Source organism: Pseudonocardia sp. TRM90224 (genome assembly GCF_021245725.1).
GTDB lineage: Bacteria > Actinomycetota > Actinomycetes > Mycobacteriales > Pseudonocardiaceae > Pseudonocardia.
Genome location: NZ_JAJGSX010000035.1, coordinates 18335 through 43200 on the forward strand (window position 1 = coordinate 18335; position 24866 = coordinate 43200).

The following is a 24866-nucleotide window of genomic DNA, read 5'->3' on the forward strand; positions in this document are numbered from 1 at the left end:
GGTTTCTGATCAATGTCTGCTGCTCAAGCTCCACTTCGTGAGATGAACGACGCCGACGAGGCGCGACGTTGGCTCGACGCCCGCGGGGTGACGGCCAAGGGCACCTCCTGGTGGGAGCTGCTCCCGTCCGGTGAATCCGTCGAGCGCACGGCCAACCACGTCGCGCACGAGTGGACGAGCCCGCTGCTCAACGACACGGGCCTCGAACCGCGGCGGCGGCTCCAGCTGGCGCTCGGGCTGATCGACCTGCTCGGCGAGTACGCCGTGTCGATGTACATCAGGCTCGACCTCGCCGGCTCGGCCGAACCCGAGCTGATGCAGGCGCTGTGGGCCGGCTACCGGACCAGGCTGGAGCGGGAGGCGAGCGCCGACGTCGTCACCTACTCGCTCTGGGTCGACTGGTTCGAGGACCGCTCGACCTCGGCGATCGCGTTCTCGGAGCTGCTGGGCAACGACGCCGGCGCGCTCGGTGCGTCGACGGAAGCGCCGCTGCTGCGCCGGGCCGACCGCGTGCTGCGGCACTCGGGCCCCGTCCTGTGGCCGGCCAAGCACTCCACCTACGAGGCGGCGCTCGGCGCGCGCAGGCTGCACTCCGCGCTCCTGCAGGGGCTGTGGGGAAGCCAGTGGGACGTCTACGGCGACATCGACCGGCCCGGCGCGATCGACCTGCTCGCGCGCCTGGAGCTCTCGGGTGACGACGCCGCGCGCGCCGCGCAGCTGCGGAGCACGCTCGACTAGCGACGGGCAGCCCACCCGGGGGTGCACGCATCCCGCCCGCCACACGGATGCGGCCCGTTGGGTGCCAGGAAAGCCACTTTCCTGTCCTGTGGTGCCAGGAAAGCCACTTTCCTGGCACTGCCGTGACCACCCCTGGTTGTACGTGGGAGGGCTGGCTCCCGAGGGGAGTTCCTAGGTCGTCAGCTCCTTGAAGAACTTGGCCGAATAGTCGCACCGGTCCACGTAGCCCACCGACCGGTAGAAGGCGTGGGCGTCGACGCGGCGGCGGGCGCTGCTGATCTCCATGTTCGTGCAGCCCCTGGCCAGCGCCGCCTGCTCGGTCGCGGCCAGCAGCGTGCGACCGACGCCCAGCCCCCGGGTGCGGGCGTCCACCACGAGCGCCACGACCCGGCCCCACGACCCCGGCCGCTCGAAGTAGGGGATCACGGCGAGTGCGGCGACGCCGACGACCTGCTCGCCGCTCGCGGCGACCAGGACCAGCAGGTCGTCCCGCCCGGTCCAGGTCGTCAGCCGCCCGGTCACTTCGTCTTCGGTGCTCGACGGGTACCCGAGCTCGTGGGTCAACCTGGTGAGCGCGGGCACGTCGGCAGGCTCGGCCGGGCGGATGTCGAGGGTGCTGGTGTCGATCACGAACCCCATCGTGCTGCCGGCCCGGCCGGCGCGCCATACGCGCGCCACCAGACGTCGGCGGCCGACTCCGCGACCCGCTCCACCTCGGCCGGCGGGACCGCCCGCGTGCCCATCCGCGAGCGGGCGTCGAGCGGGCCGGTGATCAGCGCGAGCAGGTGGCCCGCTGCCTCGCCCGGCTCGCACGGGCGCAGCCGGCCGGCCACGACGAGGCGGGCGAGCCGGTCGGCCAGCACCTCTCGCAGGTCGAGCGCGGTGCGCGCGTGGACGCTCTCCAGCACGTCGGGGAACTGCGCGGTCTCCCCGTAGGTGAGCCGGCGCAGCGCCTGCGCGCGCTCGTCGCAGCAGCTCGCCGCGAGCTCCCGGGTGACCTGTCCCAGCGTCTCGCGGAGGTCACCGGCGGGGTCACGCAGGGCGTCGAGCGCCGAGATCGTGCGCTCGGCGATGCCTTCCGCCGCGGCGGTCACGGCGTGGCGGAAGAGCGTCTCCTTGTCGTGGAGGTGGTTGTAGACGGTCGGCTTGGCGACGCCGGCGACCTCGGCCACCTCCTTCACGCACGCCTGCCCGTACCCGCAGCGGGCGAACACCTCGAACGCGGCGTCGAGTATCGCCTGCCGCTTGTCCATGCGACCCCGCGCCGCCGTCCCTGTCACAGCCGCAGCCTACCTTGACATCTGGCTTCAGATGAACACTAAATTGAACCCATGAGTTCAAGTTGGTGGAACGAATGATCGTCAACGTCCTGCGCTTCCGGCTGCGCGACGGCATCACGCCGGATCAGGAGGCCGAGGTGGTGAGCGCAATGCGGCGGACGGCGGCGCTCGACTCGGTCGCCTTCGGTTCCGTCGGGCGCGACCTGTCGATCCCGGACGAGGGGTACGCGCTCACCTACGTCGTCGGGATCCCCGACCTGGAGGCGCTGGAGCGGTACATGCACGATCCCGTGCACCTGGCGGGCGACGACGTGATCCTGCCGCACGTCGCGAGCGCGGCCGCCGTGCGCAGCTCGGACGACGGGGACCCCGAGATCGCCGCGAAGGTCGGGGCGCTGCACGCGGCTAAGGCCGCCAAGTACCCGGATTGGGGGAGGACGATCGAGAAGCTGTTCAGCTAGGCCGCGACCGCCGGCGGTCCAGCGGGGTCGAGGCAACGTGTGCGTCGCGCACGCATTGCGGTCCAGGGGGCGCGGTCAGCTGCCGACCGTGGTCACGGCCCTCCGGGGCGCCGCCCGCAGCGCGGGGTGGAGCAGGACGAACACCGTCGCCGCCGCGCACGCGATCGCCGCCGCCACCACGGGTGCCTGGTGGAGCAGCTCGTAGAGGCCCGTACCGGCGATCGGGCCGATCACGAAGGTCAGGCCGGTGACGGCCTGGACCAGGCCGGCGACCCCACCCTGCTCTTCGGGGCCGACGAGCAGGGTGGGGGCCGTCGCGAAGCCCGGCATCGCGAGGCCGAGGCCGACGGCGAGCAGGCCCATCGCGGCGACGACCGCCCACAGGGCGTTCGCCGGCAGCAGGGCGAGGGTTCCCGCCAGTGCGATGGGGGCGCCGACGCGCAGCAGTCGCGCGGCCGGCCAGCGCAGCCGTGGCACCACGACGCCCTGCACGAGGATCAGCACCACACCGCAGACCACGAACACGGTGCCGGTGGCGGCGACCGTGCTGGCGGAGTCGAGCTCCAGCCGATCCTGGAGGAGGAAGCCGAGCACGATCTGCAGCAGCGCCAGCGCCAGGTAGAGCAGGAATCCGGCGGCCAGCACCGGCCACAGCCTGCCGTCCCACGGGCGCAGCGCGGGCGGGCGCTCGGTGTCCGGGGCCGCGGCGCGGGCCGGTTCGCGCGGCAGCAGCACCGCAACCACCACGAGCATCACCAGCAGCAGTGCCGGTGCCAGCCAGATCGGGCCGAGGAGTCCCGCGACGGAGAGCAGTCCGCCCAGCGCGGGGCCGAGCACCAGCGCCAGGCCTTGCGCCGCGCCGATCTGCCCGATCCCGCGGGTGCGGTCGGCGTCGCCCTCCGTGGAGGCGGCGATCAGTGCGATCGCGGCGACCGGCACGGCGCCGAGACCTGCCCCGAACAGGATGCTGCGGGTCGCCAGGATCAGCACGTACGCGGACGTCGTGTCGAGCGCCTCGACGATGGTGAGCTGCGAAACCACGGCGAAGCCGCTCAGGCCGATGAGCGCGAGCGCCATGCCGAGGAGGAGCACGGGCCGCCGCCCGAACCGGTCGACGGCCTTGCCCCACAGGAGTGCCGTGCCTGCGAAGACGACCGCCGCGACCGTCACGACCGAACCCAGCGCCACCTCGGTCAGCCCGATCTCCCGCGCCAGTGGGGCGAGCACCGGGGTGAGCACCTGCTGTGCCGTGAACGTCGACAGCACCGCCACGAGCAACACCGGCAACCTGCGCCGATCCGTCACCTGAACCTCCATGCGTGATAAGTACGCTTTTATTGAGGGTGACCTTACTTGGTAGCTCCGCCGGGCGGTAGGACGATGTGTTCGTGACCGCGGATCCCGGACCTGAGTTCTGGGCCCGCCAGCAATCCCAGCTCGTTGTGATCAACCGGATCCGGGACATGATCGACGAGCAGCCGGACCGGTTCACGGGCCTGGTCACGAACGGCTCGGGGCACGCGACGGTGTACGTCGTCGATCCGGCCGCGACGCAGCAACCCCGGTTCGTCGCGCTGGTCGACGAAGCCGGCGGTGCGGGCATCGACCTCGTGGTCACGCAAGGTGTCAGGTCCTCGAAGTTGCTCGACGCGATCATGAGCGAGGTCGGGGCCGTGCTCGCCGAGGCGGACGTCGTCGCCGTCGGGACGGGCGTCGACGTCGTGAGCGGGTCGGTCGAGGTCCACGTCGCAACACGCTGGATCGACCGCGCCCGAGCGGTCTGCGCCGCCCGGTACGGGCCGGCCGTCACGATCATCGAGATCGACCGCAACGCGTTCTCGAAGCTGCCGTTCCACCCGGAGCCCGCGGACGACTGGCCGCGGCCCAGCGTCCCGATCACCGACCAGATCGGCCGGGACGTCGGCGCGGTCGCGGAGCTCTACCGCCGCGAGGGGTTCCAGGTGCAGGTCCTCGACCCCGACCGCCACGGCGGCGCCACTGCCGACCTGCGCCCGAACCGCATCCGGTTCCTCGTGCACGACGGGCGGATCGTCGACGCCGCGCAGGGCTGACCCGCTCAGTCCTGCCTAGTACTGCTTAGTACTGCTTAGTACTGCACGAGCTTCATCGAGATGTAGTAGCTGATCCCGGTCCGCTTGGTGTGGTTCACCTTCTTCCGCCGGTACTCGGTGAACCCGAGCTTGCGGTACAGGTGCAGCGCTGCGGCGTTCGTATCGGCGATCTCCTCGAGCACGTACTCGCGGTACTGCGGCAGCGCGAGCAGGTGCGTGAGCAGTGCGGTGGCGACGCCCTTGCCCTGGTGCGCGCTGGCGGTGCCGACGAACTCCAATGACGCGCCGCCCGTCGTGAGACCTTCGACCTCGTGTGACCACTCGCGGCCGAGTACGACGGCGCCGATCGTGCCCTTGACCAGGCCGAGGTGCCGGCGTAGCGGCCCGCCATGCGGCACGGCGGAGCGTTGCCGGCCGTCGGTGAGCGCCGTGATGCCGGCCGGCTCGCCGTCGACGAGCGCCACGTGGAAGTGCTCCAGCGCGAGCATGTGTTCGAAGGCATCGGTGAGCCGGGCCGGATCGGTGCTGAAGTAGGCGAAGTCGTGGCCGAACGCGTCGACGAACACTTCCGTGATGGGTCGCCGGAAGCTCTCGCCGAGCTCGGCCGCGGTCCTGAACTCGATCATCCGGATTCCCTCTGGAGCACGATGCCGGTCAAGGCCTGCGGGCCGGGCAGCACCGCGCGGGCGCCGAGCGAGAACGCGAGCATCGCGATCCCGCTCAGCGCGGCGAGGAAGACGATGACCAGGTCGGCCGGGTCGCCCGGGCGGCACTCGCCGAGCCGCTGGCCGCGCGCCACCAGTGCCACGAAACCGTCTACGAACTCCTCGTGGTGCTGGACGAGCTCCCGCACCTGTGGCGCGGCGTCCGGCGTCGTGAACGCCTGGTTCATGATCATGTAGAACTCCGCGAACCCGGCCCCGGCCGCGATGTCGGCGAGGAACGTGCGCGCGAAGGCCGTGACGAAGGTGGACGGCGACGGTTGCGCGCGCAGCTGCTCCGCGACGGCGCGCAGCCCGTCCGCCGCCTGCCCGACCAGCGCGCCGAACAGCTCGTCCTTCGTCGCGTAGTGGCGGTAGATCAGTCCGGTCGAGATCCCCGCCTCGGCGGCGATGTCGCGCATGCTCGTCGCGGCGTACCCGCGGTGGGCGAAGAGCGCGACCGCGGCCGCCTCCACCTTCTCCAGCGTCGCGGCACGCAAAGCCTCGTTCTGGGCGCTGCTGCGGGGCACGGCGATCCTTCCGATGAACAGATGTTCATCGTACCGCGCGTCGATCAGACCTGGTTGCCCAGCTTGAAGCCGCGCTCCTCCGCGCGGGTGTAGGAGAACCCGTCCGCCCCGATCGTCACGTCCGCCTCCCGCGCCTCGGTGCGTTCGTGCAGCTCACGTGGCCGGCCGTCGAGGTCGAGCACCGGCGAGGCCTCCGCGTACCAGGACGGGACGACGGGGTTGCCCCACCAGTCGCGGCGCTGGTTGTCGTGGACGTCCCAGCGCACCACGGGGTTGTCCGGGTCGCCCGTGTAGTAGTCGTGGGTGTAGATCTCGATCCGGTGCCCGTCGGGGTCGCGGAGGTAGAGGTAGAACGCGTTGGAGACGCCGTGGCGCCCGGGCCCGCGCTCGATCATGTCGGAGCGGCGGGCGGCGCCGAGGTGGTCGCACAGGTGCAGGATCTGGCCGCGCTCGTGCGTGGCGAACGCGATGTGGTGCAGCCGCGGCCCGTCACCGCCGGTCAGCGCGACGTCGTGCACGGTCGGCTTCCGGTGGAGCCACGCGGCGTAGACCGTGCCGTCGGCGTCCTCGATGTCCTCGGAGAGCGCGAACCCGAGGTCCTCGTAGTAGCGCTGCGCGGCAGGGACGTCGGGTGTGACGACGTTGAAGTGGTCGAGCCTGCTGATCGCTCCCGCGCCGTGCAGGTCGTAGCGCCGGGTGAAGCGCTCGACGTGGGTGGCGTCGTGGAAGAACTCGACGGGGAAGCCGAGCGGGTCCTCGATGCGGACGGCCTCGCCGATGCCGAGCGACGTCCCCGCCGGCACCCGCTCGACGCGCACGCCGAGCTCCCGGAACCAGATCTCGGCGTGGTCGACGTCGGCGGGGGAGCGCACGCGGTACGCCAGCCGCGCGCACGCCGGCACCGGCCCGCGGCGCAGCACGAGCGAATGGTGCAGGTACTCCTCGAACGCCCGCAGGTGGATGGCGTCGTCGTCCTCCGCCGTGACGACGAGTCCGAGCACGTCGACGTAGAACCACCGCGCGGCGGCGAGGTCGCTGACGACGAGCTCGGCGTAAGCGGCGCGGATCACGTCGGGCGGGACGGGGGTCATGCAGCTCCTCCTCGGGCTCAGCCGGACGCGCCGAAGCGTGGCGTGTGCACGTCGCCGAGCGTCACGTGCACGGCCTGTTCCTCGGTGTAGAAGTCGATCGAGCGGTGCCCGCCCTCGTGGCCCAGCCCGGAGGCCTTGACGCCGCCGAACGGGGTGCGCAAGTCGCGCACGTTGTGCGAGTTCAGCCAGACCATGCCGGCCTCGATCGCCTGCGCGACGCGGTGGCCGCGGGTGAGGTCGCGGGTCCAGACGTATCCCGCGAGCCCGTACTTCACGTCGTTGGCGAGCGCCACGGCGTCGGCCTCCCCGTCGAACGGGGTGATCGCGACGACCGGCCCGAAGATCTCCTCCTGGAAGATCCGTGCGGTCGGCGGGACGTCGGCGAAGACGGTCGGCGCGAGGTAGTTGCCCGCCGGCAGGTGCTCGGGGCGGCCGCCGCCGGCCACGAGCCGCGCCTCGGCCTTCCCGATCTCCACGTAGCCGAGCACCCGCTCGTAGTGCTCGGGGTGCACGAGCGCGCCGACCTCGGTGCCGGGGTCGTGCGGGTCGCCGACGACGATCCGGCGCGCACGCGCGGCGAACCCCTCGACGAACCCGTCGTAGACGCCGCGCTGCACGAGGATGCGCGACCCCGCGGTGCAGCGCTCGCCGTTGAGCGAGAACACGCCGAAGAGCGCCGAGTCGAGCGCGGCGTCGAGGTCGGCGTCTTCGAAGATCACGACGGGCGACTTGCCGCCCAACTCCATCGACAGGCCCTTGAGGTGCGACGCGGCCGCCCGGAAGATCGTCTGCCCGGTGGTGGTCTCGCCGGTGAAGGAGATCAACCGCGTGCCGGGGTGCGCGACGAGCGCCGCGCCCGCCTCCTCGCCGATGCCGTTGACCAGGTTGAACACACCGCGGGGCAGCTCGGCCTCCGCGAAGATCTCCGCCCACAGGCTCGCCGAGAGCGGGGTGAACTCCGCGGGCTTGAGCACCACCGTGCAGCCGGCCGCGATCGCCGGGGCGAGCTTCCAGGATTCCAGCATGAACGGCGTGTTCCAGGGTGTGATCAGCCCGGCGACGCCGACCGGCTTGCGGTTGACGTAGTTGATCTGCCGGCCCGGCACCTGGTAGGCGTGGTCGGCCTGGCCGACGATCAGGTCGGCGAAGAACCGGAAGTTCTCCGCGGCGCGTTGCGCCTGGCCGAGCGCCTGCGTGATCGGCAGGCCGGTGTCGAACGTCTCCAGCTCGGCGAGCCGCTCGTCGCTCGCCTCGACGAGGTCCGCGATCCGGGTGAGCACCCTGGCCCGCGCCCGCGGGGCCATCGTCGGCCATGGGCCCTCGGCGAAGGCGCGCTGCGCAGCCGTGACCGCGGCGTCGACGTCCTCGGCCTGACCGGCAGCCGCTGTCGCGTACGGCTGGTCGGAGACCGGGTCGAGCACCTCGAACGTCGCCCCGCTCGCGGAGTCGCGGGGCTCGCCGTCGATGTGGTGGCGGAGGTGCGTGGGCAGCCCGCCCGGCACGTGCCGCGTCATGCGGAAACCTCGACGGGCGTGAGGTGCTGCGCGCCGGCCTCCGCGAGCGCCCGCACGGTCTGCTGCCCCTGCTCGGTCAGCGGGATGAGCGGCGGCCGCACGTGGTCGCTCCCGATCAGCCCCCGCTCCTTCATCAGCCACTTCGCCGGCGCCGGGTTCGTCTCGACGAACAGCAGGTCGACCAGCGGGTGCACGCCGTAGTGGATCTCCCGGCCCCGGGCGAGGTCGCCGGCGACACCGGCCTCGTACAGCTTGGCGACGGCAGCGGGTGCGATGTTCGCGAGCGCCGAGACGAAGCCGGCGGCACCCAGCGCGAGGGCCGGGAGGCAGAGCAGCTCGATCCCCGACCAGACGAGCAGCTCAGGGCCGGCCGCATGCAGCATCCGGGAGAGGTGCTCGAAGTCCTTGGTCGTCTCCTTGACCCCTACGAAGTTGTCGTGGTCGCGGAAGAGTCGGGCCACCGTCTCCGGGGTGATCTCCACGGCCGTTCGTGAGGGCACGTTGTAGGCGACGATCGGCAGGTCGGGGAACTCCAGCGCCACCGTCGAGTACCAGCGGTACAGCGCCTCCTGTGTCGGCCGCGCGTAGTACGGGGTGATCACGAGCACGGCGTCGGCGCCGGCGTCGCGCGCCGCGGCGGTCAGCTCCAGCGTCTCGGAGAGCTTGGCCGATCCGGTGCCCGGCAGGAACGGCACGCGGTCGCCGACCTCGGCGGCGACGGTGCGGATCGCCTCGGCGCGCTCGGCCGTCGACTGCGCCGACGGCTCGCCGGTCGAGCCCCCGAGCGAGATCCCGTGCGTCCCGGCGTCGAGCTGCCAGCGCACCAGCCGGCGCAGGCCCTCGTGGTCGACGTCGTCGTCGGGGGAGAACGGGGTGACCAGCGGCGCGATCGAGCCGCGGATCGAAGCGGGGTCGGACCGGAACCTCATGCGGATCCCTTCTGGCTGTTCAGGACCGTCTGCAGGGTCGTCTCACGGTGGGCGCGGGCGGCGGCCTCGACCTCCGCGGGCGGTGCGCCGCGCTCGATGAGCCGCAGCAGCGCGTCGTGCTCGTGGACCGACTCGACGGCCCGTTCGGGGACGAACGAGAAGATCGAGGAGCGCAGCGCGGCCATGCGGGTCCAGCCGTGCGCGATGAGGTCGCGCAGCTGCGGGTTCGGGCACGGACCGGTGAGCACCTCGTGGAACCGCTGGTTGAGCCGGGTGTGGCGGATCGGGTCGAGGTCCGCGAGCCCGGCGCGCATGGCGTCGTTGAGCCGTGCCGCCTCGGTGAGCTCGGTGCGCGAGAGGTGCGGGGCGGCCATCCCCGTCGCCGCCGCCTCGACGACGGCGAGCGTCTCGAACGTCCACCGGTACTCGACGGGGTCGAGGCCGCGCACGGTCGCGCCGACGTTGCGGACCACCTCGACGTGCCCCTCGGCCTCCAGCCGGCGCACCGCCTCGCGCACCGGGACGGTCGAGACACCGAGCTCCTTGGCCAGCGGGCCCAGCACGAGCCGGTAGCCGGGGGTGTACGCGCCGTCCTGGATGCGGCGCCGGATGAGGTCGTAGGCCATGTCGACCTTCGACGCGGACGGCGCCGTCATGGCTGCTCCTGCTCGGCCTCGTACCGCTCGCGCCACCGCCCGCCGAGCGGGTAGAGCCCGTCGATGCCGGCGCCGGCGCCGACCTGCGCGGCGATCCAGTGCTCCTCGCGCTCCTGCTCTTCGGCGGCGGCGAGCACCTCGTCGACGAGACCGGGCGGGATGACCACCACACCGTCGTCGTCGCCCACGATCACATCACCGACCTGCACCGTCGCCCCGCCGCAGGCGATGGTCACGTCGGTCTCCCACGGCACATGCCGGCGGCCGAGCACAGCGGGGTGCGTCCCGGCGCTGAAGACGGACAGGCCGGTCGCCGCGACCGCCGCGGCGTCGCGGACGGCGCCGTCGGTGACGATCCCAGCAGCTCCGCGGACCCGCGCGCGCAGCGCAAGGATGTCGCCCAGCGTGCCCGCGGTCGGATCGCGACGGGCCTCCATGACCAGCACCTCGCCGGGCAGCACCGACTCGATCGCCCGCTTCTGCGCGTTGAACCCGCCGCCGCGTTCGGCGAACAGGTCGGGCCGGAACGGCACGAACCGCAGCGTGCGCGCGGTGCCGACGATGCGGCGGCCGGGAGCGAGCGCCCGGACGCCGTCGATCACGGCGCTGTCGAAGCCGCGTTGCCGCAGCTGCACCGAGAGCGTCGCGACGGCGACGTTCGCCAGCCGCTCGCGCACCGCGTCCGGTAGCCGTGGCGGGGGCGTGCCCCAGGCATCGGACCGCGTCGCGTCGTCGACCTCGCCGGCCGCGCCCCACGGCGCCAGCGGTGGCCCGTCGACGACCTCGGTGCGCAGCCGGCCGGTGCCGCGGCTGCCGTCGACGGTGCCGACCTCGACCTCGACGACCTGGCCCGGCACGGCGACGGACGCGCCGGCCGGGGTGCCGGTCAGGATCACGTCGCCCTCCTCGAGCGTGAGCATGCGGGAGAGGTCGGCGACGAGGTGGCCGAAGTCGAACAGCAGCGTGGCGCTGGTGTCGTCCTGGACGAGCTCGCCGTCGAGCCAGGTCCGGACGCGCAGCGCCGCGGGGTCCAGCTCGGCGGCCGGCAGCAGTTCCGGGCCGAGCGGGGTGTAGCCGTCGCCGCCCTTGGAGCGCACGTTGCTGCCGCGGTCGGCGGCCCGCAGGTCGTGCAGGCCGAGGTCGTTCGCCGCCGTCACCCAGCCGACGTGCCCCCAGCCGTCATCGGGGCGGACGTGCCGCGCGGCGCGTCCGATCACCAGCGCGATCTCGCCCTCGAAGCCGAGCAGTTCGGTGCCCGCGGGACGTTCGACGGTGCCGCTGCCGGTCAGCGAGCTGGCCGGTTTGAGGAAGTAGGAGGCCGCGGCAGGCGTCCGCCCGCGTTGGGCGGCTCGCGACGCGTAGTTGAGGTGGACGGCGATCACCTTGCCGGGCCGCCTGCCCAGCGCGCTCGTCACGGCGTCGGCGGTCACGGGTGTTGCTTCTGATGCTGGAGACATTGTGTACGAGATCGTATATCTTCCGGCCGCCTCGGGCCAGAAGTTCCCCACCGTTTTGCCAACCTGCACACGCAAAACGGCGTGCAGGTTGGCAAAACGGTGGGGAAGTTCGGTCGGGTCACGGGAGTGTCAGGTCGGCGTACACGCCGGCGTGGTCGGACGGCTGGACGGCCCCGACGGGGCCGGTGCCGAACAGGCCGACCGTGGTGGCGGCCGCGAGTCCGGTCGCCGAGGGCGCAAGGAGCACGTAGTCGATGCGGGCCCACGGCTCGCCGGCGGTGGCGGCGTGCGGGTTGTCCCGCCGCCAGGTGTACCCGGGATCGGAGTCGCCCCGGTAGCTCCACGCGTCGACGAACACGGCGCCGGGAACGAACGGAGTGGTTCCCGTGCCGCGGAGCCGTCGGATCTCGTCGGCATCGGGTTCGGCATTGAGGTCCCCGACCAGCGCGAGCGGGACGTGTCCGCCGGTTCGCGTGCGTGCCAGCCATCGGACGAGGCGAGCGAGCTGGCGGGTGCGCCGCGCTGATCCGTCGGGCACGACGCTCGTGAGCTGCGTGCTGCAGACGTCGATCCGGCCGGCCGGGGTCGCGACCGTGGTCAGCAGCGCGACGCGGCCGTCGGGTGCGCCCGGATCCGACAGGTGGAGCCCGCGCACGCGGGTGATCGGCCACCTGCTCAGCACGGCGTTCCCGACGGTGATGCCCTCGGACCCGGGGAGCCGGTCGCGCCACCGTCGCGTCGACGGCGCCGGGCACCACGCGTGCTGGAGCCCGAGGCGTTCGGCGAGCATCCCGGCCTGCTCGTGCGGCCCATCGGCCCACACCTCTTGCAGGCCGATCACGTCGGCGGACAGCTTCGCGAGCGTCGCCGCGATCGCTTCGTTGCGCAGGCGCCAGTCGCCGAAGCGCCACCACAGGTTCCACGTGGCGACGCGCACAGGATTTCGCTTCACGGACCTACCATACTGTTTGGTATGTTCGCCTTGTGAAGCAACTCGTGAAACCGTCGCCAGCGACCGTCGCCGTCACCGCGTCGCTCGCTTCGATCTCCGCTTTGCACGCCGCATGGGCGCTCGGGTCGCCCTGGCCGGCGCCCGACCTCCGGGTACTGGCCGAGCACGTGCTCGGCGCCGCAGAGCGCGCTCGCTATCCCGAGATGCCGCCCCCTTGGATGTCGTGGTCCGTCGCGGGAGCGTGTGCCGTCGGCGCGACGGTGGTGGCGCGGTCGGGGACCCGTCCCACCCGCTCGTCGCGGTGGCTCGCCGCCGCCGGGGCCGTCGTGCTGGCCGGGCGCGGCGGCGCGGGGGTGCTCGCCGAGGTTCGCGGTCGCGCCCGCGACCCGTTCAACCGGCTCGACCGGGCCGTCTACTCACCGCTGTGCTTAGCGCTCGCGGCGGGGATCGCGGCGGTGCTGCGGAGCGGGGGCCACCGTGTGGTTGGCTGATCCGCTCCGGCGCGACACGAGAGAGGTGGGCCGTGCCCACGACCAAGGGCGACTGGCTCGACTGCGGGCTCGGGATCCTCGCCGAGCAGGGCGCGCAGGCGCTGCGACTCGACCGGTTGCTCGCGACGATCGGGCTGACGAAGGGGTCGTTCTACCACCACTTCGACGGGATGCCGGACTACCGCGCGGAGCTCGCTGCGTACTTCGAGGAGCGGTACACGACCCGCTACATCGACGTCGCGACCGAACGGTTCGAGGATCCCGCCGGGCAGCTCCGGACGCTGCGCTCGCTCGTGGCCGCGGAGAAGGGTGCGGAGGCCGAGCTGGAGGTGGCGTTCCGCGCCTGGGCGCAGCAGGACGCGGTGGTGCGCACGGTGCAGGAGCGGATCGACGAGCGGCGCGTCCGGTTCCTGGAGGAGCTGTTCGCGCGCCACGACCTGCCGTCGGGACGAGCTCGTGTTCTCGCGCAGGCCGTCTACCTGACGCTGGTCGGCGGTGGGCACGTCGTGCCCCGGGCGCCGATCGAGGAGATCGAGCGGATCTGGGACCTGTTGCTGGAGCCGCTGGGCCGGCCCTGACCCCGGTCGGGGGTGCGCTGTGTCGAGGCTGACCCGGGCGCTCCCGTGGATGATCATCGGGTTGGGGGTGTTCCACCTCGGCTACGTCGTGGCGGAGTCGCCCGGCATCGTCGGCGCGATCATCGCCGACGGGCTCGCCGGTGCGTCGAACACAGTCGAGCGCGACTTCGTCACCTGGTTCTTCATCGGCGGGCTTGCCTTGCTGTTCTTCGGGATGACGGCACAGTGGCACGTTCGGAACCGTGGCGAGCTGCCCGCGCACGTCGGCTGGTGGCTGCTCGGGATCGGCGCGTTCGACACAGCGCTGGAGCCGGACGGCGGCGGCTGGATCATGCTCGCGCTCGGGTTGCTGGCCGTGTTCGACCTGCGTCGCAACCGCCGCCGTGCCGCTGCTGATCAGTACTGATCAGTACTGATCAGTACTGATCAGCCCTGATCGGCTGGTGCGGGCCACCCCGGCGTGCTCGGTGCGGCGGTTGGGAGGCCGACCCAGTCCTGCCGGACCGGCGAGTAGACCTCGGCGACGACGGCCCCGTCCGGCCCCGACTCGGCCTGGTGGGGCACGTCGGCGAAGATCCGCCAGTTGCCGCCGGGGCCGAGGGTGCGGGTCTCGCCGTCGACGGTGAAGCGGACCGAGCCCGTGATCACGAAGCCGAGCTGCTCGTTGTGGTGCTGGTGCAGCGGGACGGGGGTGTCGGGGCCCAGCTCGACGATCGCCATGGTGATCAGCTCGCTGTGGATCATGCGGGCCAGTACGCCGTCCCAGATCCTGGTCGGTGGGACCTCGGCCAGCTCGTGGAACGTGCTCTTGTGGGTATCGGTCACTGCATCTGCCTCTCGGTGGCGTGGACGGGCACGGTCCATTCAGGGTGACGGTCGTCGGTGCGGCTGGCGATGGCTCGCAGCAATGCGGCGAGCCGGCCGGTCAGCTCGCCGGGGCGGCCCGACCCGACCAGCCGCTCGTCGATCTCCACGACCGGGACGACGCCGGCGGCGGTGCCGCACAGCAGCACCTCGTCGGCGGTGTAGAGCTCGGTGCGCTGCACCCGCCGTTCGACCACGGTGCGGCCCGTCAGCTCCTCGATGAGCTTCATCACCTGCCGCCGGGTGATGCCTTCGAGGATGTCGTCCGTCCCGGGCGGGGTCACCCAGCCGTCGCCGATCCGGACCAGCACGTTCGACGTAGTGGCCTCGGCGACGAAGCCGTCGAGCGTCAGCATGATCGCCTCGTCGTAGCCGCGCCGCGCCGCTTCGGTCTTGGCCAGCGCCGGGCCGGGGTAGCCGCCGGTCACCTTCGCCCGGTTCGCCGCGGCCACGTCGGGGGCACGCCGCCAGGTGGAGACCATGCACCGCACGCCACGCGGGTCGATGTAGTCGCCGGGCATCGGGGTGGCCGCGATCGACAGTCGCGTCGGCACGTCGTGCATGCGTACGGGCAGCACCGCACCCGACTGGATCAGCAGCGGCCGCAGGTAGGCGTCGGCGCGCACGTCGTTGCGGCGGAGCAGCTCGACCGACGCCGTCACGAGCCGCTCCGGCGTGAACGGCAGCGCCAGCCCGAGGATGCGGGCGGAGCGGGCCAGTCGACGGAAGTGATCGAGGGCTTCGAGCAGGTACAGCTGCTCGTGTTCGGCGTTCCAGCACGCGCGGATGCCCTCGAACGTGCCGGTGCCGTACGACAGGGCATTCGCGTGGACGCTCACCGCCGCCTCGTCCGCAGCAACGAACCCGCCGTCCACGAAGACGATGTCGCACGGGGGCGCGAAGGGTTGGGTGGTCATGCCAACGACACTCGCACCAGTATGGTATTAGGACAATTGAAACCTTTTGGAAGCTGGCTTTAAAATCACTGAATGCTGAACGTGCCCCGGCTGCGGGCCTTGTACGAGGTGTCCCGGCACGGCTCGTTCACCGGCGCGGCAGAGGTCCTGCGGCTGACGACGTCGGCGGTCTCGCAGCAGATCGCGTTGCTGGAACGGGAAGCAGGCGCCCAGCTCGTGGAACGGCACGCGCGGGGCGTTCGACTGACCGAGCCGGGACGGGTGCTCGCGCGGCACGCCGAGAACCTGCTCGCCGAGCTGCGGGCAGCCGACGACGCGCTCGCGGCGGTCGGGAGCGGCGAGGGCGGGCGGCTGCGCTTCGGGTCGTTCACCACCGCCAACGCGGCGCTGATGCCGAAGGCCGTCGCCGCGTTCCGCAGCGCGTTTCCGCAGGTCGAGCTGACGTTGCTGGAGGCCGACAGCGACGAGGGCCTCGCGCAGGTCGCCGAGCACCACCTCGACCTCGCGCTCGTCTACGAGTTCCCGCTCGTGCCGATGATCGTCCCGGCCGGTGTCACGACCAGCCCGTTGCTGCAGGACGCGCTTTCCATCGTGGTGCCGGCGGGTCATCCGCTCGCCGGCCGGGCGCGGGTGCGGCTGGCCGAGCTGGCGGGGGAGATCTGGGTGCAAGGCGTGCGCAGCGGCTCCACCGCCGAGGTGCTGCCGCAGGCATGCCTGCGCGCCGGCTTCGAGCCGCGGGTCGCGTTCCGCACGGACGACCAGATGACGGTGCGCGGCCTCGTCGCCGCCGGCGTCGGGATCGCGCTGACGCCGTGGTTGGCGATGGCAGCAACACCGCCCGACCTCGTCGTCGTCCGGCTCGACGAGCCGACGCTCACCCGCACCGTGTTCGCGGCGACGTCGTCGGGTCCGTACCGGCTCCCGGCGGCCGACGCGATGATCGACCACCTCCGCAACGCCGCAACCGAGATGCAGGACTCGCCGCGTCCGAGGTGACGACTCGCCGTGCTGAAAGTGTCGACTCACCGTGCTGGAACGCGCGACTCACCCGTTGACGGGTGTTCGGTGCCACAGCCTTCGGGTTTCTTAAGGCATGAAGATCTTGTACGGTGATGTTAAGACCTTAAGATCTGAGGAGGAGAGATGCAGCGGACAGCAGTGGTCACCGGAGGCGGCACCGGCATCGGGAGGGCGGTCGCCGCACGCTTGGCGAAGTCGGGCGACGAGGTCGTGATCGTCGGAAGGCGGGCCGACGTCCTGGCCGAGGCGGTTGCGGAGCTCGGCGCGCCGGCGCGTGCCGTCGCGGTCGACGCCGCCGACCCCGCGGCGCTCCAGGCGGCGTTGCGGGAGCTGCCGGAACGGGTGGACGTGCTGGTCAACGCCGCCGGGGCGAACGTCGACCTGGTGCAGGGCCCGCCCGCCGCGGGCGACCTCGACGCGATCCGGTCGTCCTACCTCGCGAACTTCTCGGCCAACGTCCTCACGGCCGTCCTGATGACGAACGCCCTGTTGCCGCGGCTCGCCGAGGGCGCACGCATCGTGAACCTCGGCTCGGTCACGGCGCGGTCCGGCCAGGGCAGCTACGGCGCGGTGAAGGCGGCCGTCGAGCCGTGGACCTCCGAGCTCGCGTTCCAGCTCGGCGACCGCGGCATCACGGCCAACGTCGTCTCACCCGGCCCGACCGAGGGCACCGGCTTCCTCGGCGGGGCCGACTTCCCGGCAGCCCGCCGCGCCTATGTCGAGGCGCACACGGCGCAGCACCGCCTCGGCCAGGTCGACGAGGTCGCCGCGCTCGTGGCGTTCCTGGCATCGGCGGAGGCGTCGCACATCACGGGCCAGGTCATGCACGTGAGCGGTGGGATGCACCTCGGTCGCTGAGGGGTCGGCTGAGGTACGCACCGCCGAGGATGACGGCAGCGCCGACCAGCTGGTGCGGGTGCAGGTGCTCGCCCAGCACGGCGATGCCGGCGGCCACCGCCACCACCGGGATCACGTAGGTGACGGTGGCCGCCACGGTCACCCCGACGTCGCGGATCAGCCGGTATTGCAGGACGTACGCGAACCCGGTGCCGAGCGCGCCCAACGCCACCACGGCCAGCACCGGGGCGAGCGGGAACGCTGCGGGCAGTTCGGTTGCGACGAGCATGACAGCGGCGAGCTGGACCGTCGATGTGGCGAGCTGGCCCGCGGAGAGCGCAACACCCGAGTAGGGCGAACCCGTGACGTACCGCCGCAGGTACACCCAGCCGAGCGCGTAGCAGAGCGCGGCACCGAGGACCATGCCGACGCCCACAGCATCCACCGCAGCAGGGTCGACCGCAGCAGGGTCCACCGCAGCGGCGCCGGCGGTGTTGCCGACGTCCAGCACGACGAGCACGCCACCGAATCCCAGCAGGAGTCCGACGATCCGCCGGGGCGCCGGCCGCTCCTGGCGCAGCGCGGCGAGCGTGAGCAGCACCGTGAACAGGGGTGTTGCGGCGTTGCAGATTCCGGCGAGCGACGAGGAGATGCGCTGCTCCGCGAGCCCGAACAGGACGAACGGCACGGAGTTGAGCAGCAGACCGGCGACCCCGAGGTGCCACCACATCCGCGGGTCGCGCGGCAGCGCGTCGCGCCCGGCCACCACAACGAGGATGAGCACGAGTGCGCCGATCACGACGCGACCGAACGCGATCTGCAGCGGCCCGAACCCGTCCAGTGCCACCTTGATCAACAGGAAGCTCGTGCCCCAGATCGTCGCCAGCGCCAGTAGTCGCAGCCACCACAGTCGGGTCGTCGGGGCGGTTGTGGTGAGGGCCATGCGCTCACTCTGAGCGAGCCGGTGGTTAAGCACAATCACGCAGAACTTCACCTGATCTCGTAGCATCACTACGGTGTTGAACCTCGACCGGCTGCGCACGCTGCACGCCATCTCCGCCTACGGCTCGGTGACGGCCGCGGCCGACGTGCTGCACCTGACGACGTCGGCGGTGTCGCAGCAGGTCGCGAAGCTGGAGCGGGAGGTCGGTCAGCCGCTGCTCGACAAGCGTGGCCGCGGCGTTGTGCTGACCGACTTCGCGCTGCGGATGGTCGACCACGCCGCCGAGATCCTCGCCGTCGTCGAGCGCGCGGAGGCCGACCTGCAAGCCCGCCGCGGGTCCGTCGAGGGCCGCCTCACCATCGGTGCGTTCGCGACGGCGGCGCGCGGGCTGGTGCCGCCGGCGTTCGTCGCGCTGCGTGCCGAGCATCCCCGGCTGCGGCTGGAACTGGTCGAGATGGAGCCCGACGAGTCGGTGCCGCTCGTCGTGCGCGGCGATCTCGACCTGGTCGTCGCGCTCGACTGGTCCAACGCCCCGCTCGCCGTGCCGTCGGGCCTGGTGCCGACCCCGCTGCTGCACGACCCCGCGATGCTCGCGGTGCCCGCCGACCACCGGCTTGCCGCGAACGAGTTCGTCGACGTCGCCACGTTGCGCGCCGAGGCCTGGATCACCTGGCAGCGGGGCTCGATCTGCCGCGACTGGCTCGCGCACACGCTGCGCACGCACGGCGGCGACCTCGACGTCACCCACGCCGCGCGTGAGCACGAGACGCAGCTCGCGCTCGTCGCGGCCGGCCTCGGGATCGCGATCATCCCGACGCTCGGGCTCGGACCGGTGCCCGACGGGGTCCGGATGCTGCCGCTGCGCCCTGCGTTCGGGCGTGAGGTGCACATCCTGACCAGGGGGAACGTGCAGAGCCGGCCGGCGATCCGGGCGACGGTCGCCGCGCTGCACACGGCCGCGGCCCAGCATGCAAGGACTACTGCGCGGGCAGCTCCGCACACACGCTGACCTGCTCACCGTCGGCGGTGTGGAAGGTCTCGACGAGCCGCAGCCCGCCGTCGTGACGTTCGATCCGGCTCTCCGCCGCACCGCCGACGACCTCGCCGGTCGCGTCGACGACGTGCGTGAAGCGGACCGAGAGCCGCTCGCCCTCGCGGCTCCCGACGAACCGGCCGATGCGGACCGTGTCGCCCTCGTACTCGCCCCACACCATGCCGTCGCGCTCGTGGTAGTCGAACACCGTGGGCGAGTCCGGGTCGACGGTGCTGGAGGTCGAGGACACCATGCCGAACCGGCGCCCGTCGAGATCGAAGGAGTCGCTCACCCGCGAATCATGCCGGTTGCCCAGTCAGGGCCTCAGGTGCGCGGTTGTGTGGCGATGTCGAGCACCGCGCTCCCGTCCGAGAGCGAGAGCACGCGGATCCGCACGACGCGTTCCAGCGATCCGGCCTCGATCCGGCCGCCTTCGCTGGTGATGAACATGCTGACGCCGTCGGTCGAGCGCAGGACCATCCGGACGAGCTGGCTGTCCACGGCGGTGACCGAGAGGACGGACGCGCCGGTGGTGTCGAGCGGGATGTCGGTCGGTGCGGAGACGGTCACGGTGCAGGTGCCATCGGTGCAGGAACCGAGGTCCGCGCTGGGCGCGGGCGCCTGACCTGCGACGAGTACGGCGCTCAGCGCCCATCCGGCTGCCATTGTGAACGTGGCGAGGTGCATGTCGTCCTCCTCGCGGGCCACGGTAGATCAAGTACGGCTTGCCGGCGGCGAAGACCACCCGGCCGTGGCCTCCGGGACGGGTCCCGCGGGGATGGGGTACGAATTCAGCGTGTACCCGATGCCGTATGCGCCGCCGCCGCCGCCGCGCCGCCGGTCGGTGTGGCCGTGGGTGATCCTGATCGTGATTGCGCTCTTCGCGGGCTCGGCGATCACGATCGTGGCGGTGACGGCCAGAGGCGTGATCGGCCGCCCTGCCGCGGCCCCGGGCCCGTTCGGCGACCTGCGTGCGGCCGATCCGTGCTCGTTGATCGACACGGGCGAGCTGCAGCAGTTCGGCCAGGTCGTCCTGTACCCGGACATCGGTCCCGCGTCGGGCTGCACCGCCCAGATCGACGTCGGTGGCGGCTCGCTCGTGGAGGTCGAGGTCGCGTTCGCGACCCCGACGGCGTTCACGGGTGCCGGCGAACTCACGACCGTCGGCGACCTGACCGTCCTGCGACGGGTGTGGACCACGTCGTACGTCTGCGGGCACACCATCAAGACCCCCGACGGCTCTCGGGTGCAGGTGACCGCCCGGGCCGCGGTCTCCGCGACGACCAACATCTGCGGGTTCGCCGACGACGTCGTCGACAGCGCGGTGCCGAAGCTCGCCGCGGGGCAGGTCGGCAAGCGCGAGATCAAGCCGGCGCCGAACTCGCTGCTCGACGTCGACGTGTGCACGCTGGTCGAGCGGGGCGACAGCACCGTGCCGGGCCTGGACCTCAGCAAGATCGAACCCGGTTACGGCGGATGGGCGTGCACGTTCGGCGCTCCCAGCACGACCGGGCCCTGGGTGTATCTCGAGGTCCAGTTCTCGGGATCGCGCGAAGGGGACCCGACGCAGTCGATCGCCGGCCGGACGGTGATCAAGCTCGACGAGGGGGCGGTCAACGACTGCTCGATGCGGGTCATCCAGCGGGACTACTCCAGCGCGGATGGTTGGGAGCGGACGGAGTCGCTGTTGGTGCGCGTCTTCACCGGCACCGGGCGCAACCAGGCGAGCGGGTGTCAGGCCACGACGGAGCTCATCGAGAAGATCGGGCCACGGCTGCCCCAGCCCTCCTGACCCCTGCCCGTCGACAACGACGTTCTGGCTGTTTGTTAGCGCTCACAACAGCCAAACCGTCGTTGTCGACGGTTACTGGGCCTCGAGGGGTGGGCGGCGCAGCGCCAGCCAGGCCGGCAGCAGGGTGCCGCCGATCGCGATCGCCGCCGCGAAGGTGACGAGCGCCAGATAGATCCACGGCGAGCCGGCGGGTGTGACGGTGCCCGCTCTGGCGAGGCTGAACGGGATCAGCGTGAGCGGCGCGACGAGCGAGCCGATGACGATTCCGATGAACCAAGCGGGTCTCTTCGAGATCGACGAGCTCCGAGTCGTCGGGCACGACCGAGCCCGACGTCGGCCGGTCGAGCCCGGCCGCGCAGTGCACCTTGCGGACCGAATCGAGCCGCACGGCCGGTTCCGCGGCGTTCGTCATCAAATGGCCTTTCGCGAGTGTTCGTCCGGTATCGGGATGTGCCGGGCGGATCGCATGAAATCGGTCGCCGCTGAAGTCGTCCTGTCCTGTCGCTGACACCTCCGGCGCTGCGACCTGCGCGGACGGCGGCGCTATCCTCAGCCGGGGGGCAGAACTGTGAGCAAGACGAAAGGTGCCGGCGGGGGAATGCGGAGCGGGTCGCGGGCCGGCATGGTCCCCGCCGAGCTGACGTCGTTCGTCGGACGCGAGGCGCAGATCAGGCGCGCGCTCGCGCTCATCGAGACCGCCAACCCGTTGACGTTGGTCGGTCCGGGCGGTGTCGGCAAGACCCGCCTCGCGCAGCGGCTCGTGCGGGCGCTGCGGCAGACCGACCCGAGCGCAGAGGTGCGGTGGGTGAGCTTGACGAGCCTCGACCGGGCGGCCGATCAGACGTCCGTCGAACGGACCGTCGCCGAGAGCCTCGGTGCCGAAGTGATCACCGAGCGGTCGATGTGGGACGTGCTGCTCGACAACGTCGACGAGCTGGCCGGCGCCCATCCCGGCGGCCGGATCGGGCTGTTGCTCGTGCTGGACAACTGCGAGCACGTGATCGAGCAGGTCGGCGCGCTGGTCAGCGCCATGCTCGTCGCCGCGCCGCGCGTCCGGATCGTGGCGACGAGCCGCCACCCACTGGCGTGCGCGGGTGAGCAGCTGCTCGTGGTGCCGCCGCTGACCACCCCACCCGACGTCGATGCCGAGACCACCGCAACGCCCGAGCAGCCGAACGAGGCGATGGACCTCCTGCTCGAGCGCGCCGCCGCAGTCGGGGTCGCGGTCCACGTCGGCACCGGACCGGACGGGACAGTTGCCGCGGAGCTCTGCCGGCTGCTCGACGGGGTCCCGCTCGCGATCGAGCTCGCCGCCGCCGGGCTGCGCAGCCAGTCCGTCACCGAGATCGTCCGGCGCCTGCGCGACGGATCGGGCGAGGAACGCTTCGAGCTGCTGAGCGGCGGCCCGCGGCACGGCACGCACCCGATGCACCACAGCCTGCGCGCGACGATGGACTGGAGCTACGAGCTCTGCACGGACGCGGAGCGCACGATGTGGTCGCGCCTGTCCGTGTTCGAGGACGGTTGGGGTCTCGCGGCCGCCGAGGCGGTCTGCACGGGCGACACCATCCGTCGCGAGGACGTGTTGCGCCTGCTCACGAGCCTCGTGGGCAAGTCGGTCGTCACCGCCGACACGACCGGTCAGCGCACGCGGTACCGGCTGCTGGAGACGCTGCGGCAGTACGGGCGCACCCGCGTACCCGACGGCGCGGGCTTCGACGACGTCCGGCGCCGTCACCGCGACCACCACCTCGCGGTAGCGGCGGAGGCAGCGCAGGGCTGGTTCGGCAAGGACGAGCTGGACTGGCTCGAGTGGGCGCGGACCGAGCTGCCCAACCTGCGCGCCGCGTGGGCGTGGAGCCACACCACCCGCGGCGAGAGCAGCAGCGGGCTCGAGCTGGCCGTGCAGCTGGCCCGCCTGCGACTGCAGTTCTTCCAGGGCAACTCCGGCGAGATGCTCGGGTGGTTGCAGACGGGCCTCACGGCGACCGCGGCCGGCGGACCGTCCGAGATCAGGGCGATGGCGATGGCGCAGGCCGGGATCACGGCGCTCTGCCAGGGCAGCCTCGACGTCGCCAACACGATGCTCGCTCGGTGCCGGGCCGAGGTCGCCGAGACGTCACCTGCACGGATGCTGCTCGAAGGGCTGCACGCGTTCTACTCCGAGGGCGACCCGCGATCGGCCGCGATGCTCGAGCGGGCGAGCGCGGCCTTCGAGGAGGCGGGCGCCGAGTACGCCGGCGAGCGGCACATGGCGCTGCTGTTCTCGGCGATGGCGTCGGCCTGGTACGCCGACCGCGCGGCCGCACTCGCGATCACCGGTCGCTGTGTCGCCGATGCCGTCGAGGCGGACGCCAAGTGGGCGATCTCGTGGGCGGGGCTGGTGCAGGGGATCGCGCACATCTGGAACGCCGACCCGCACGCCGCGCTGAGAGCGGAACGGCCGCAACGCTTCATGGGCGACCACTGGGGCACGATGTACGGCACCCACATGGCGGCGTGGGCGACGGCGGAGCTGGTCAGCGGCACCGGCGACCCGTGCGACGCCGAGCGCGTCGCCCGCATCCTCGGCGGGGCGAGCCGCCTCCGCGAGCGGTACGGCGTGTCGATCCGCGGGCTGGTGCCCTTCGAGAGCGCGAACGCACGCGCCGAGGCGGTGGCGACGTCCGTGCTCGGGTCCGACTCCTTCACCGCCGCCTACGCCGAAGGCCACGGCCTGCGCTACGAGCAGATCGTGACGCTCGCCTTCGGCGGTGCCGAGCCGGCCCCGGCCGTCCTCGCGCCGGTCGGAGCTGTGGTTTCGGGCTGGAATCAGCTCACCGGGACCGAGAAGGAGATCGCCGTGCTCGCCGCGAGCGGGCTGACCGACCAGCAGATCGCCCGCCGGCGGATCTGCTCGGTGCGCACCGTCGAGAAGCACCTGGAACACGTGCGGCGGAAGCTGCTGGTCCGGTCCCGCGGCGACATCGCGCGATGGGTCCCCGCCGCGGAGCGCCTCGCCGAGCAGTGATCATCGGGCCGGAGTGAGCAGCGGGTTACCGAGATGTCAGCGGGATCCGGTGTCCTGGTAGCTCTGCTCGGAGACACGTCGGGGAGGACGTATGAACAGGACATCGATCCGGATCGCGGCCATGGCGCTCGTGGTCGGCGGCGGGCTCGCCACAGGCGCGCTCGTGGCGATCGCGGGCGCGCCGGACGCCGGGACCGACGGCACGCGCGTGACCAGCGTCGCCGGCACGCGTGTCACGGGGGTCAGCCCCGACGACCGCGAGGCGGGCATCGGCACCGACGGCACCAGGGTGACCTGACGCCCTGAGCGGCGACTCGCCGTGCTGGAGGTGTCGACTCGCCGTGCTGGAGGTGTCGACTCACCGTGCTGGAGGTGTCGACTCACCGTGCTGGAGGTGTCGACTCACCCGTGCCCTGGTGCAGCAGGGCCCGCACCGCGCGTTCGAGGACCGCGCGGTGCGGCTCGAGCGGAGTACCCGCGGCCAGGTGGCGGCGGGCGAAGGCGTAAGGCATGTCGACCACGGCGACGGTCATCAGCTCGATGCGGTCGGGGGTCGACGAGCCGAACACGTCGGTGGCGAGCCGGTGCAGCAGGTCGGCCACCGGCTGGTTCAGCGTCGCGAGCTCGCTGCGGACCGGGTCGGGCAGCTCGTCACGGCCGGCTCGCAGCAGCAGCCGCGCGTCTTGGGGGTGCCGTGCGGCGAACTCGACGGTCCAGGCGGCCGCGGCGACGGCCCGCTCCACCGGCTCGCCGCGGCCCGCCGCGGCCAGCAGGCCGTCCTGGAACCGCCGGACCGTACGCAGCCACACCTGCGCGAACAGCTGCCCGCGTGATCCGTAGCGGTGGTAGAGCGACCCGACGGGGGCACCGCTCGCGTCGCTGATCGCGGCGGTCGTGGCCGCGCGCGATCCGCCGCTCGCGAGCAGGTCCCGGGCGGCATCGAGGATGGCGTCGTCGCTGTGCAGCTGTCGTCGGGCCACGAACCATTCTAGAATGCTCA

At 72.0% G+C, this 24866-nt stretch carries 30 protein-coding genes; 13 read left to right on the top strand and 17 right to left on the bottom strand.

Annotated elements, in window-relative coordinates; genetic code table 11:
• The first annotated feature begins 42 nt into the window (after positions 1–42).
• Complete coding sequence (locus tag LL648_RS33320) at positions 43–738, top strand: hypothetical protein (RefSeq protein WP_232666787.1); 696 nt, start codon at positions 43–45, stop codon at positions 736–738.
• Positions 739–909: 171 nt separating this feature from the next.
• Here the strand turns inward: LL648_RS33320 and LL648_RS33325 are convergent, their stop codons facing one another.
• The gene (locus LL648_RS33325; protein WP_232666788.1) at positions 910–1368 is read right to left on the bottom strand and encodes a GNAT family N-acetyltransferase; all 459 of its coding nucleotides are present in this window, start codon (positions 1366–1368) and stop codon (positions 910–912) included.
• Entirely contained in the window at positions 1365–2018 is a 654-nt protein-coding gene (locus LL648_RS33330) for a TetR/AcrR family transcriptional regulator (protein ID WP_232666789.1), read from the bottom strand. Before LL648_RS33330 ends, LL648_RS33325 begins: the two co-directional genes overlap by 4 nt.
• 74 nt (positions 2019–2092) lie before the next feature.
• On the opposite strand from LL648_RS33330, the gene LL648_RS33335 reads away from it, so the two are divergent.
• Entirely contained in the window at positions 2093–2479 is a 387-nt protein-coding gene (locus LL648_RS33335) for a Dabb family protein (RefSeq protein WP_232666790.1), read from the top strand.
• A gap of 75 nt (positions 2480–2554) precedes the next feature.
• Here LL648_RS33335 and LL648_RS33340 read toward each other — a convergent pair whose 3' ends face one another.
• Entirely contained in the window at positions 2555–3910 is a 1356-nt protein-coding gene (locus LL648_RS33340; protein WP_374112145.1) for an MFS transporter, read from the bottom strand.
• Between LL648_RS33340 and LL648_RS33345 the strand changes: the two genes are divergently transcribed.
• Positions 3868–4551 (top strand): hypothetical protein, encoded by a 684-nt coding sequence (locus LL648_RS33345; protein ID WP_232666792.1) that lies wholly within the window; start codon positions 3868–3870, stop codon positions 4549–4551. The two genes, LL648_RS33340 and LL648_RS33345, sit on opposite strands and share 43 nt — an antisense overlap.
• 35 nt (positions 4552–4586) lie before the next feature.
• On the opposite strand, the gene LL648_RS33350 is transcribed toward LL648_RS33345, so the two are convergent.
• The 8 genes from LL648_RS33350 to LL648_RS33385 all read right to left on the bottom strand — a co-directional run bounded on the left by LL648_RS33350 (position 4587) and on the right by LL648_RS33385 (position 12381).
• Positions 4587–5177: a GNAT family N-acetyltransferase gene (locus tag LL648_RS33350; protein WP_232666793.1), complete on the bottom strand. Its 591-nt coding sequence runs from the start codon at positions 5175–5177 to the stop codon at positions 4587–4589.
• Positions 5174–5782: a TetR/AcrR family transcriptional regulator gene (locus LL648_RS33355; protein ID WP_232666794.1), complete on the bottom strand. Its 609-nt coding sequence runs from the start codon at positions 5780–5782 to the stop codon at positions 5174–5176. Before LL648_RS33355 ends, LL648_RS33350 begins: the two co-directional genes overlap by 4 nt.
• A gap of 44 nt (positions 5783–5826) precedes the next feature.
• The gene (hpaD, locus tag LL648_RS33360) at positions 5827–6873 is read right to left on the bottom strand and encodes a 3,4-dihydroxyphenylacetate 2,3-dioxygenase (RefSeq protein WP_232666795.1); all 1047 of its coding nucleotides are present in this window, start codon (positions 6871–6873) and stop codon (positions 5827–5829) included.
• A gap of 17 nt (positions 6874–6890) precedes the next feature.
• Positions 6891–8387 carry a 5-carboxymethyl-2-hydroxymuconate semialdehyde dehydrogenase gene (gene hpaE, locus LL648_RS33365; protein ID WP_232666796.1) on the bottom strand — a complete coding sequence of 499 codons (1497 nt, stop codon included), beginning with the start codon at positions 8385–8387 and terminating at the stop codon, positions 6891–6893.
• Positions 8384–9316 carry a 4-hydroxy-tetrahydrodipicolinate synthase gene (dapA, locus tag LL648_RS33370; protein WP_232666797.1) on the bottom strand — a complete coding sequence of 311 codons (933 nt, stop codon included), beginning with the start codon at positions 9314–9316 and terminating at the stop codon, positions 8384–8386. Before dapA ends, hpaE begins: the two co-directional genes overlap by 4 nt.
• Entirely contained in the window at positions 9313–9972 is a 660-nt protein-coding gene (locus LL648_RS33375; RefSeq protein WP_232666798.1) for a GntR family transcriptional regulator, read from the bottom strand. Before LL648_RS33375 ends, dapA begins: the two co-directional genes overlap by 4 nt.
• Positions 9969–11429, bottom strand: a complete 1461-nt coding sequence (locus LL648_RS33380) for a fumarylacetoacetate hydrolase family protein (protein ID WP_374112144.1) — start codon at positions 11427–11429, stop codon at positions 9969–9971. Before LL648_RS33380 ends, LL648_RS33375 begins: the two co-directional genes overlap by 4 nt.
• A 118-nt stretch (positions 11430–11547) precedes the next feature.
• Positions 11548–12381 (bottom strand): endonuclease/exonuclease/phosphatase family protein, encoded by an 834-nt coding sequence (locus LL648_RS33385; RefSeq protein ID WP_232666800.1) that lies wholly within the window; start codon positions 12379–12381, stop codon positions 11548–11550.
• 44 nt (positions 12382–12425) lie between these two features.
• On the opposite strand from LL648_RS33385, the gene LL648_RS33390 reads away from it, so the two are divergent.
• The 3 genes from LL648_RS33390 to LL648_RS33400 are packed head-to-tail and all read left to right on the top strand — an operon-like array spanning position 12426 to position 13856.
• Positions 12426–12872: a DUF3995 domain-containing protein gene (locus LL648_RS33390; RefSeq protein WP_232666801.1), complete on the top strand. Its 447-nt coding sequence runs from the start codon at positions 12426–12428 to the stop codon at positions 12870–12872.
• A gap of 32 nt (positions 12873–12904) precedes the next feature.
• Entirely contained in the window at positions 12905–13450 is a 546-nt protein-coding gene (locus LL648_RS33395; RefSeq protein ID WP_232666802.1) for a TetR/AcrR family transcriptional regulator, read from the top strand.
• Between the two features lie 19 nt (positions 13451–13469).
• The gene (locus LL648_RS33400; RefSeq protein ID WP_232666803.1) at positions 13470–13856 is read left to right on the top strand and encodes a DUF6463 family protein; all 387 of its coding nucleotides are present in this window, start codon (positions 13470–13472) and stop codon (positions 13854–13856) included.
• Positions 13857–13876: 20 nt separating this feature from the next.
• On the opposite strand, the gene LL648_RS33405 is transcribed toward LL648_RS33400, so the two are convergent.
• Together LL648_RS33405 and ilvE are read right to left on the bottom strand one after the other, a co-directional pair.
• Positions 13877–14275, bottom strand: coding sequence for a cupin domain-containing protein (locus LL648_RS33405; protein ID WP_232666804.1), 399 nt, complete (start codon positions 14273–14275; stop codon positions 13877–13879).
• Positions 14272–15231 carry a branched-chain-amino-acid transaminase gene (ilvE, locus tag LL648_RS33410; RefSeq protein ID WP_232666805.1) on the bottom strand — a complete coding sequence of 320 codons (960 nt, stop codon included), beginning with the start codon at positions 15229–15231 and terminating at the stop codon, positions 14272–14274. Before ilvE ends, LL648_RS33405 begins: the two co-directional genes overlap by 4 nt.
• Positions 15232–15303: 72 nt before the next feature.
• Between ilvE and LL648_RS33415 the strand changes: the two genes are divergently transcribed.
• Positions 15304–16227 (top strand): LysR family transcriptional regulator, encoded by a 924-nt coding sequence (locus tag LL648_RS33415; protein WP_232666806.1) that lies wholly within the window; start codon positions 15304–15306, stop codon positions 16225–16227.
• Positions 16228–16374: 147 nt separating this feature from the next.
• The gene (locus LL648_RS33420; protein ID WP_232666807.1) at positions 16375–17109 is read left to right on the top strand and encodes an SDR family NAD(P)-dependent oxidoreductase; all 735 of its coding nucleotides are present in this window, start codon (positions 16375–16377) and stop codon (positions 17107–17109) included.
• Here LL648_RS33420 and LL648_RS33425 read toward each other — a convergent pair.
• Positions 17072–18031, bottom strand: coding sequence for a DMT family transporter (locus LL648_RS33425; RefSeq protein ID WP_232666808.1), 960 nt, complete (start codon positions 18029–18031; stop codon positions 17072–17074). The genes LL648_RS33420 and LL648_RS33425 overlap by 38 nt on opposite strands.
• Before the next feature lie 73 nt (positions 18032–18104).
• Here LL648_RS33425 and LL648_RS33430 point away from each other — a divergent pair, with 73 nt between their 5' ends.
• Positions 18105–19040, top strand: a complete 936-nt coding sequence (locus LL648_RS33430; protein WP_232666809.1) for a LysR family transcriptional regulator — start codon at positions 18105–18107, stop codon at positions 19038–19040.
• On the opposite strand, the gene LL648_RS33435 is transcribed toward LL648_RS33430, so the two are convergent.
• Both LL648_RS33435 and LL648_RS33440 read right to left on the bottom strand, forming a co-directional pair.
• Entirely contained in the window at positions 19009–19356 is a 348-nt protein-coding gene (locus LL648_RS33435; protein ID WP_232666810.1) for a hypothetical protein, read from the bottom strand. The two genes, LL648_RS33430 and LL648_RS33435, sit on opposite strands and share 32 nt — an antisense overlap.
• A 32-nt stretch (positions 19357–19388) precedes the next feature.
• The gene (locus tag LL648_RS33440) at positions 19389–19772 is read right to left on the bottom strand and encodes a hypothetical protein (RefSeq protein ID WP_232666811.1); all 384 of its coding nucleotides are present in this window, start codon (positions 19770–19772) and stop codon (positions 19389–19391) included.
• A gap of 97 nt (positions 19773–19869) precedes the next feature.
• On the opposite strand from LL648_RS33440, the gene LL648_RS33445 reads away from it, so the two are divergent.
• From LL648_RS33445 to LL648_RS33460, 4 genes are all read left to right on the top strand, one after another.
• The gene (locus LL648_RS33445; RefSeq protein ID WP_232666812.1) at positions 19870–20856 is read left to right on the top strand and encodes a hypothetical protein; all 987 of its coding nucleotides are present in this window, start codon (positions 19870–19872) and stop codon (positions 20854–20856) included.
• Positions 20857–21088: 232 nt separating this feature from the next.
• On the top strand, positions 21089–21364 hold the full coding sequence (locus LL648_RS33450) for a hypothetical protein (RefSeq protein ID WP_232666813.1): 276 nt from the start codon (positions 21089–21091) through the stop codon (positions 21362–21364).
• Positions 21365–21454: 90 nt separating this feature from the next.
• Entirely contained in the window at positions 21455–23866 is a 2412-nt protein-coding gene (locus LL648_RS33455; RefSeq protein WP_232666814.1) for an ATP-binding protein, read from the top strand.
• 91 nt (positions 23867–23957) lie between these two features.
• On the top strand, positions 23958–24164 hold the full coding sequence (locus LL648_RS33460) for a hypothetical protein (protein WP_232666815.1): 207 nt from the start codon (positions 23958–23960) through the stop codon (positions 24162–24164).
• Positions 24165–24246: 82 nt separating this feature from the next.
• Here the strand turns inward: LL648_RS33460 and LL648_RS33465 are convergent, their stop codons facing one another.
• Positions 24247–24846, bottom strand: coding sequence for a TetR/AcrR family transcriptional regulator (locus tag LL648_RS33465; protein ID WP_232666816.1), 600 nt, complete (start codon positions 24844–24846; stop codon positions 24247–24249).
• Positions 24847–24866: the final 20 nt, after the last annotated feature.

Bases quoted from the DNA above. Each gene is read 5' to 3' on its own strand.
- LL648_RS33455 (WP_232666814.1), top strand. From the start codon at position 21,455: ATGCGGAGCGGGTCGCGGGCCGGCATGGTCCCCGCCGAGCTGACGTCG.
- LL648_RS33335 (WP_232666790.1), top strand. From the start codon at position 2,093: ATGATCGTCAACGTCCTGCGCTTCCGGCTGCGCGACGGCATCACGCCG.
- LL648_RS33460 (WP_232666815.1), top strand. From the start codon at position 23,958: ATGAACAGGACATCGATCCGGATCGCGGCCATGGCGCTCGTGGTCGGC.
- LL648_RS33425 (WP_232666808.1), bottom strand. From the start codon at position 18,031: ATGGCCCTCACCACAACCGCCCCGACGACCCGACTGTGGTGGCTGCGA.
- LL648_RS33445 (WP_232666812.1), top strand. From the start codon at position 19,870: ATGCCGTATGCGCCGCCGCCGCCGCCGCGCCGCCGGTCGGTGTGGCCG.
- hpaE (WP_232666796.1), bottom strand. From the start codon at position 8,387: ATGACGCGGCACGTGCCGGGCGGGCTGCCCACGCACCTCCGCCACCAC.
- dapA (WP_232666797.1), bottom strand. From the start codon at position 9,316: ATGAGGTTCCGGTCCGACCCCGCTTCGATCCGCGGCTCGATCGCGCCG.
- LL648_RS33350 (WP_232666793.1), bottom strand. From the start codon at position 5,177: ATGATCGAGTTCAGGACCGCGGCCGAGCTCGGCGAGAGCTTCCGGCGA.
- LL648_RS33415 (WP_232666806.1), top strand. From the start codon at position 15,304: ATGCTGAACGTGCCCCGGCTGCGGGCCTTGTACGAGGTGTCCCGGCAC.
- LL648_RS33375 (WP_232666798.1), bottom strand. From the start codon at position 9,972: ATGACGGCGCCGTCCGCGTCGAAGGTCGACATGGCCTACGACCTCATC.
- ilvE (WP_232666805.1), bottom strand. From the start codon at position 15,231: ATGACCACCCAACCCTTCGCGCCCCCGTGCGACATCGTCTTCGTGGAC.
- LL648_RS33420 (WP_232666807.1), top strand. From the start codon at position 16,375: ATGCAGCGGACAGCAGTGGTCACCGGAGGCGGCACCGGCATCGGGAGG.
- LL648_RS33320 (WP_232666787.1), top strand. From the start codon at position 43: ATGAACGACGCCGACGAGGCGCGACGTTGGCTCGACGCCCGCGGGGTG.
- hpaD (WP_232666795.1), bottom strand. From the start codon at position 6,873: ATGACCCCCGTCCCGCCCGACGTGATCCGCGCCGCTTACGCCGAGCTC.
- LL648_RS33380 (WP_374112144.1), bottom strand. From the start codon at position 11,429: ATGTCTCCAGCATCAGAAGCAACACCCGTGACCGCCGACGCCGTGACG.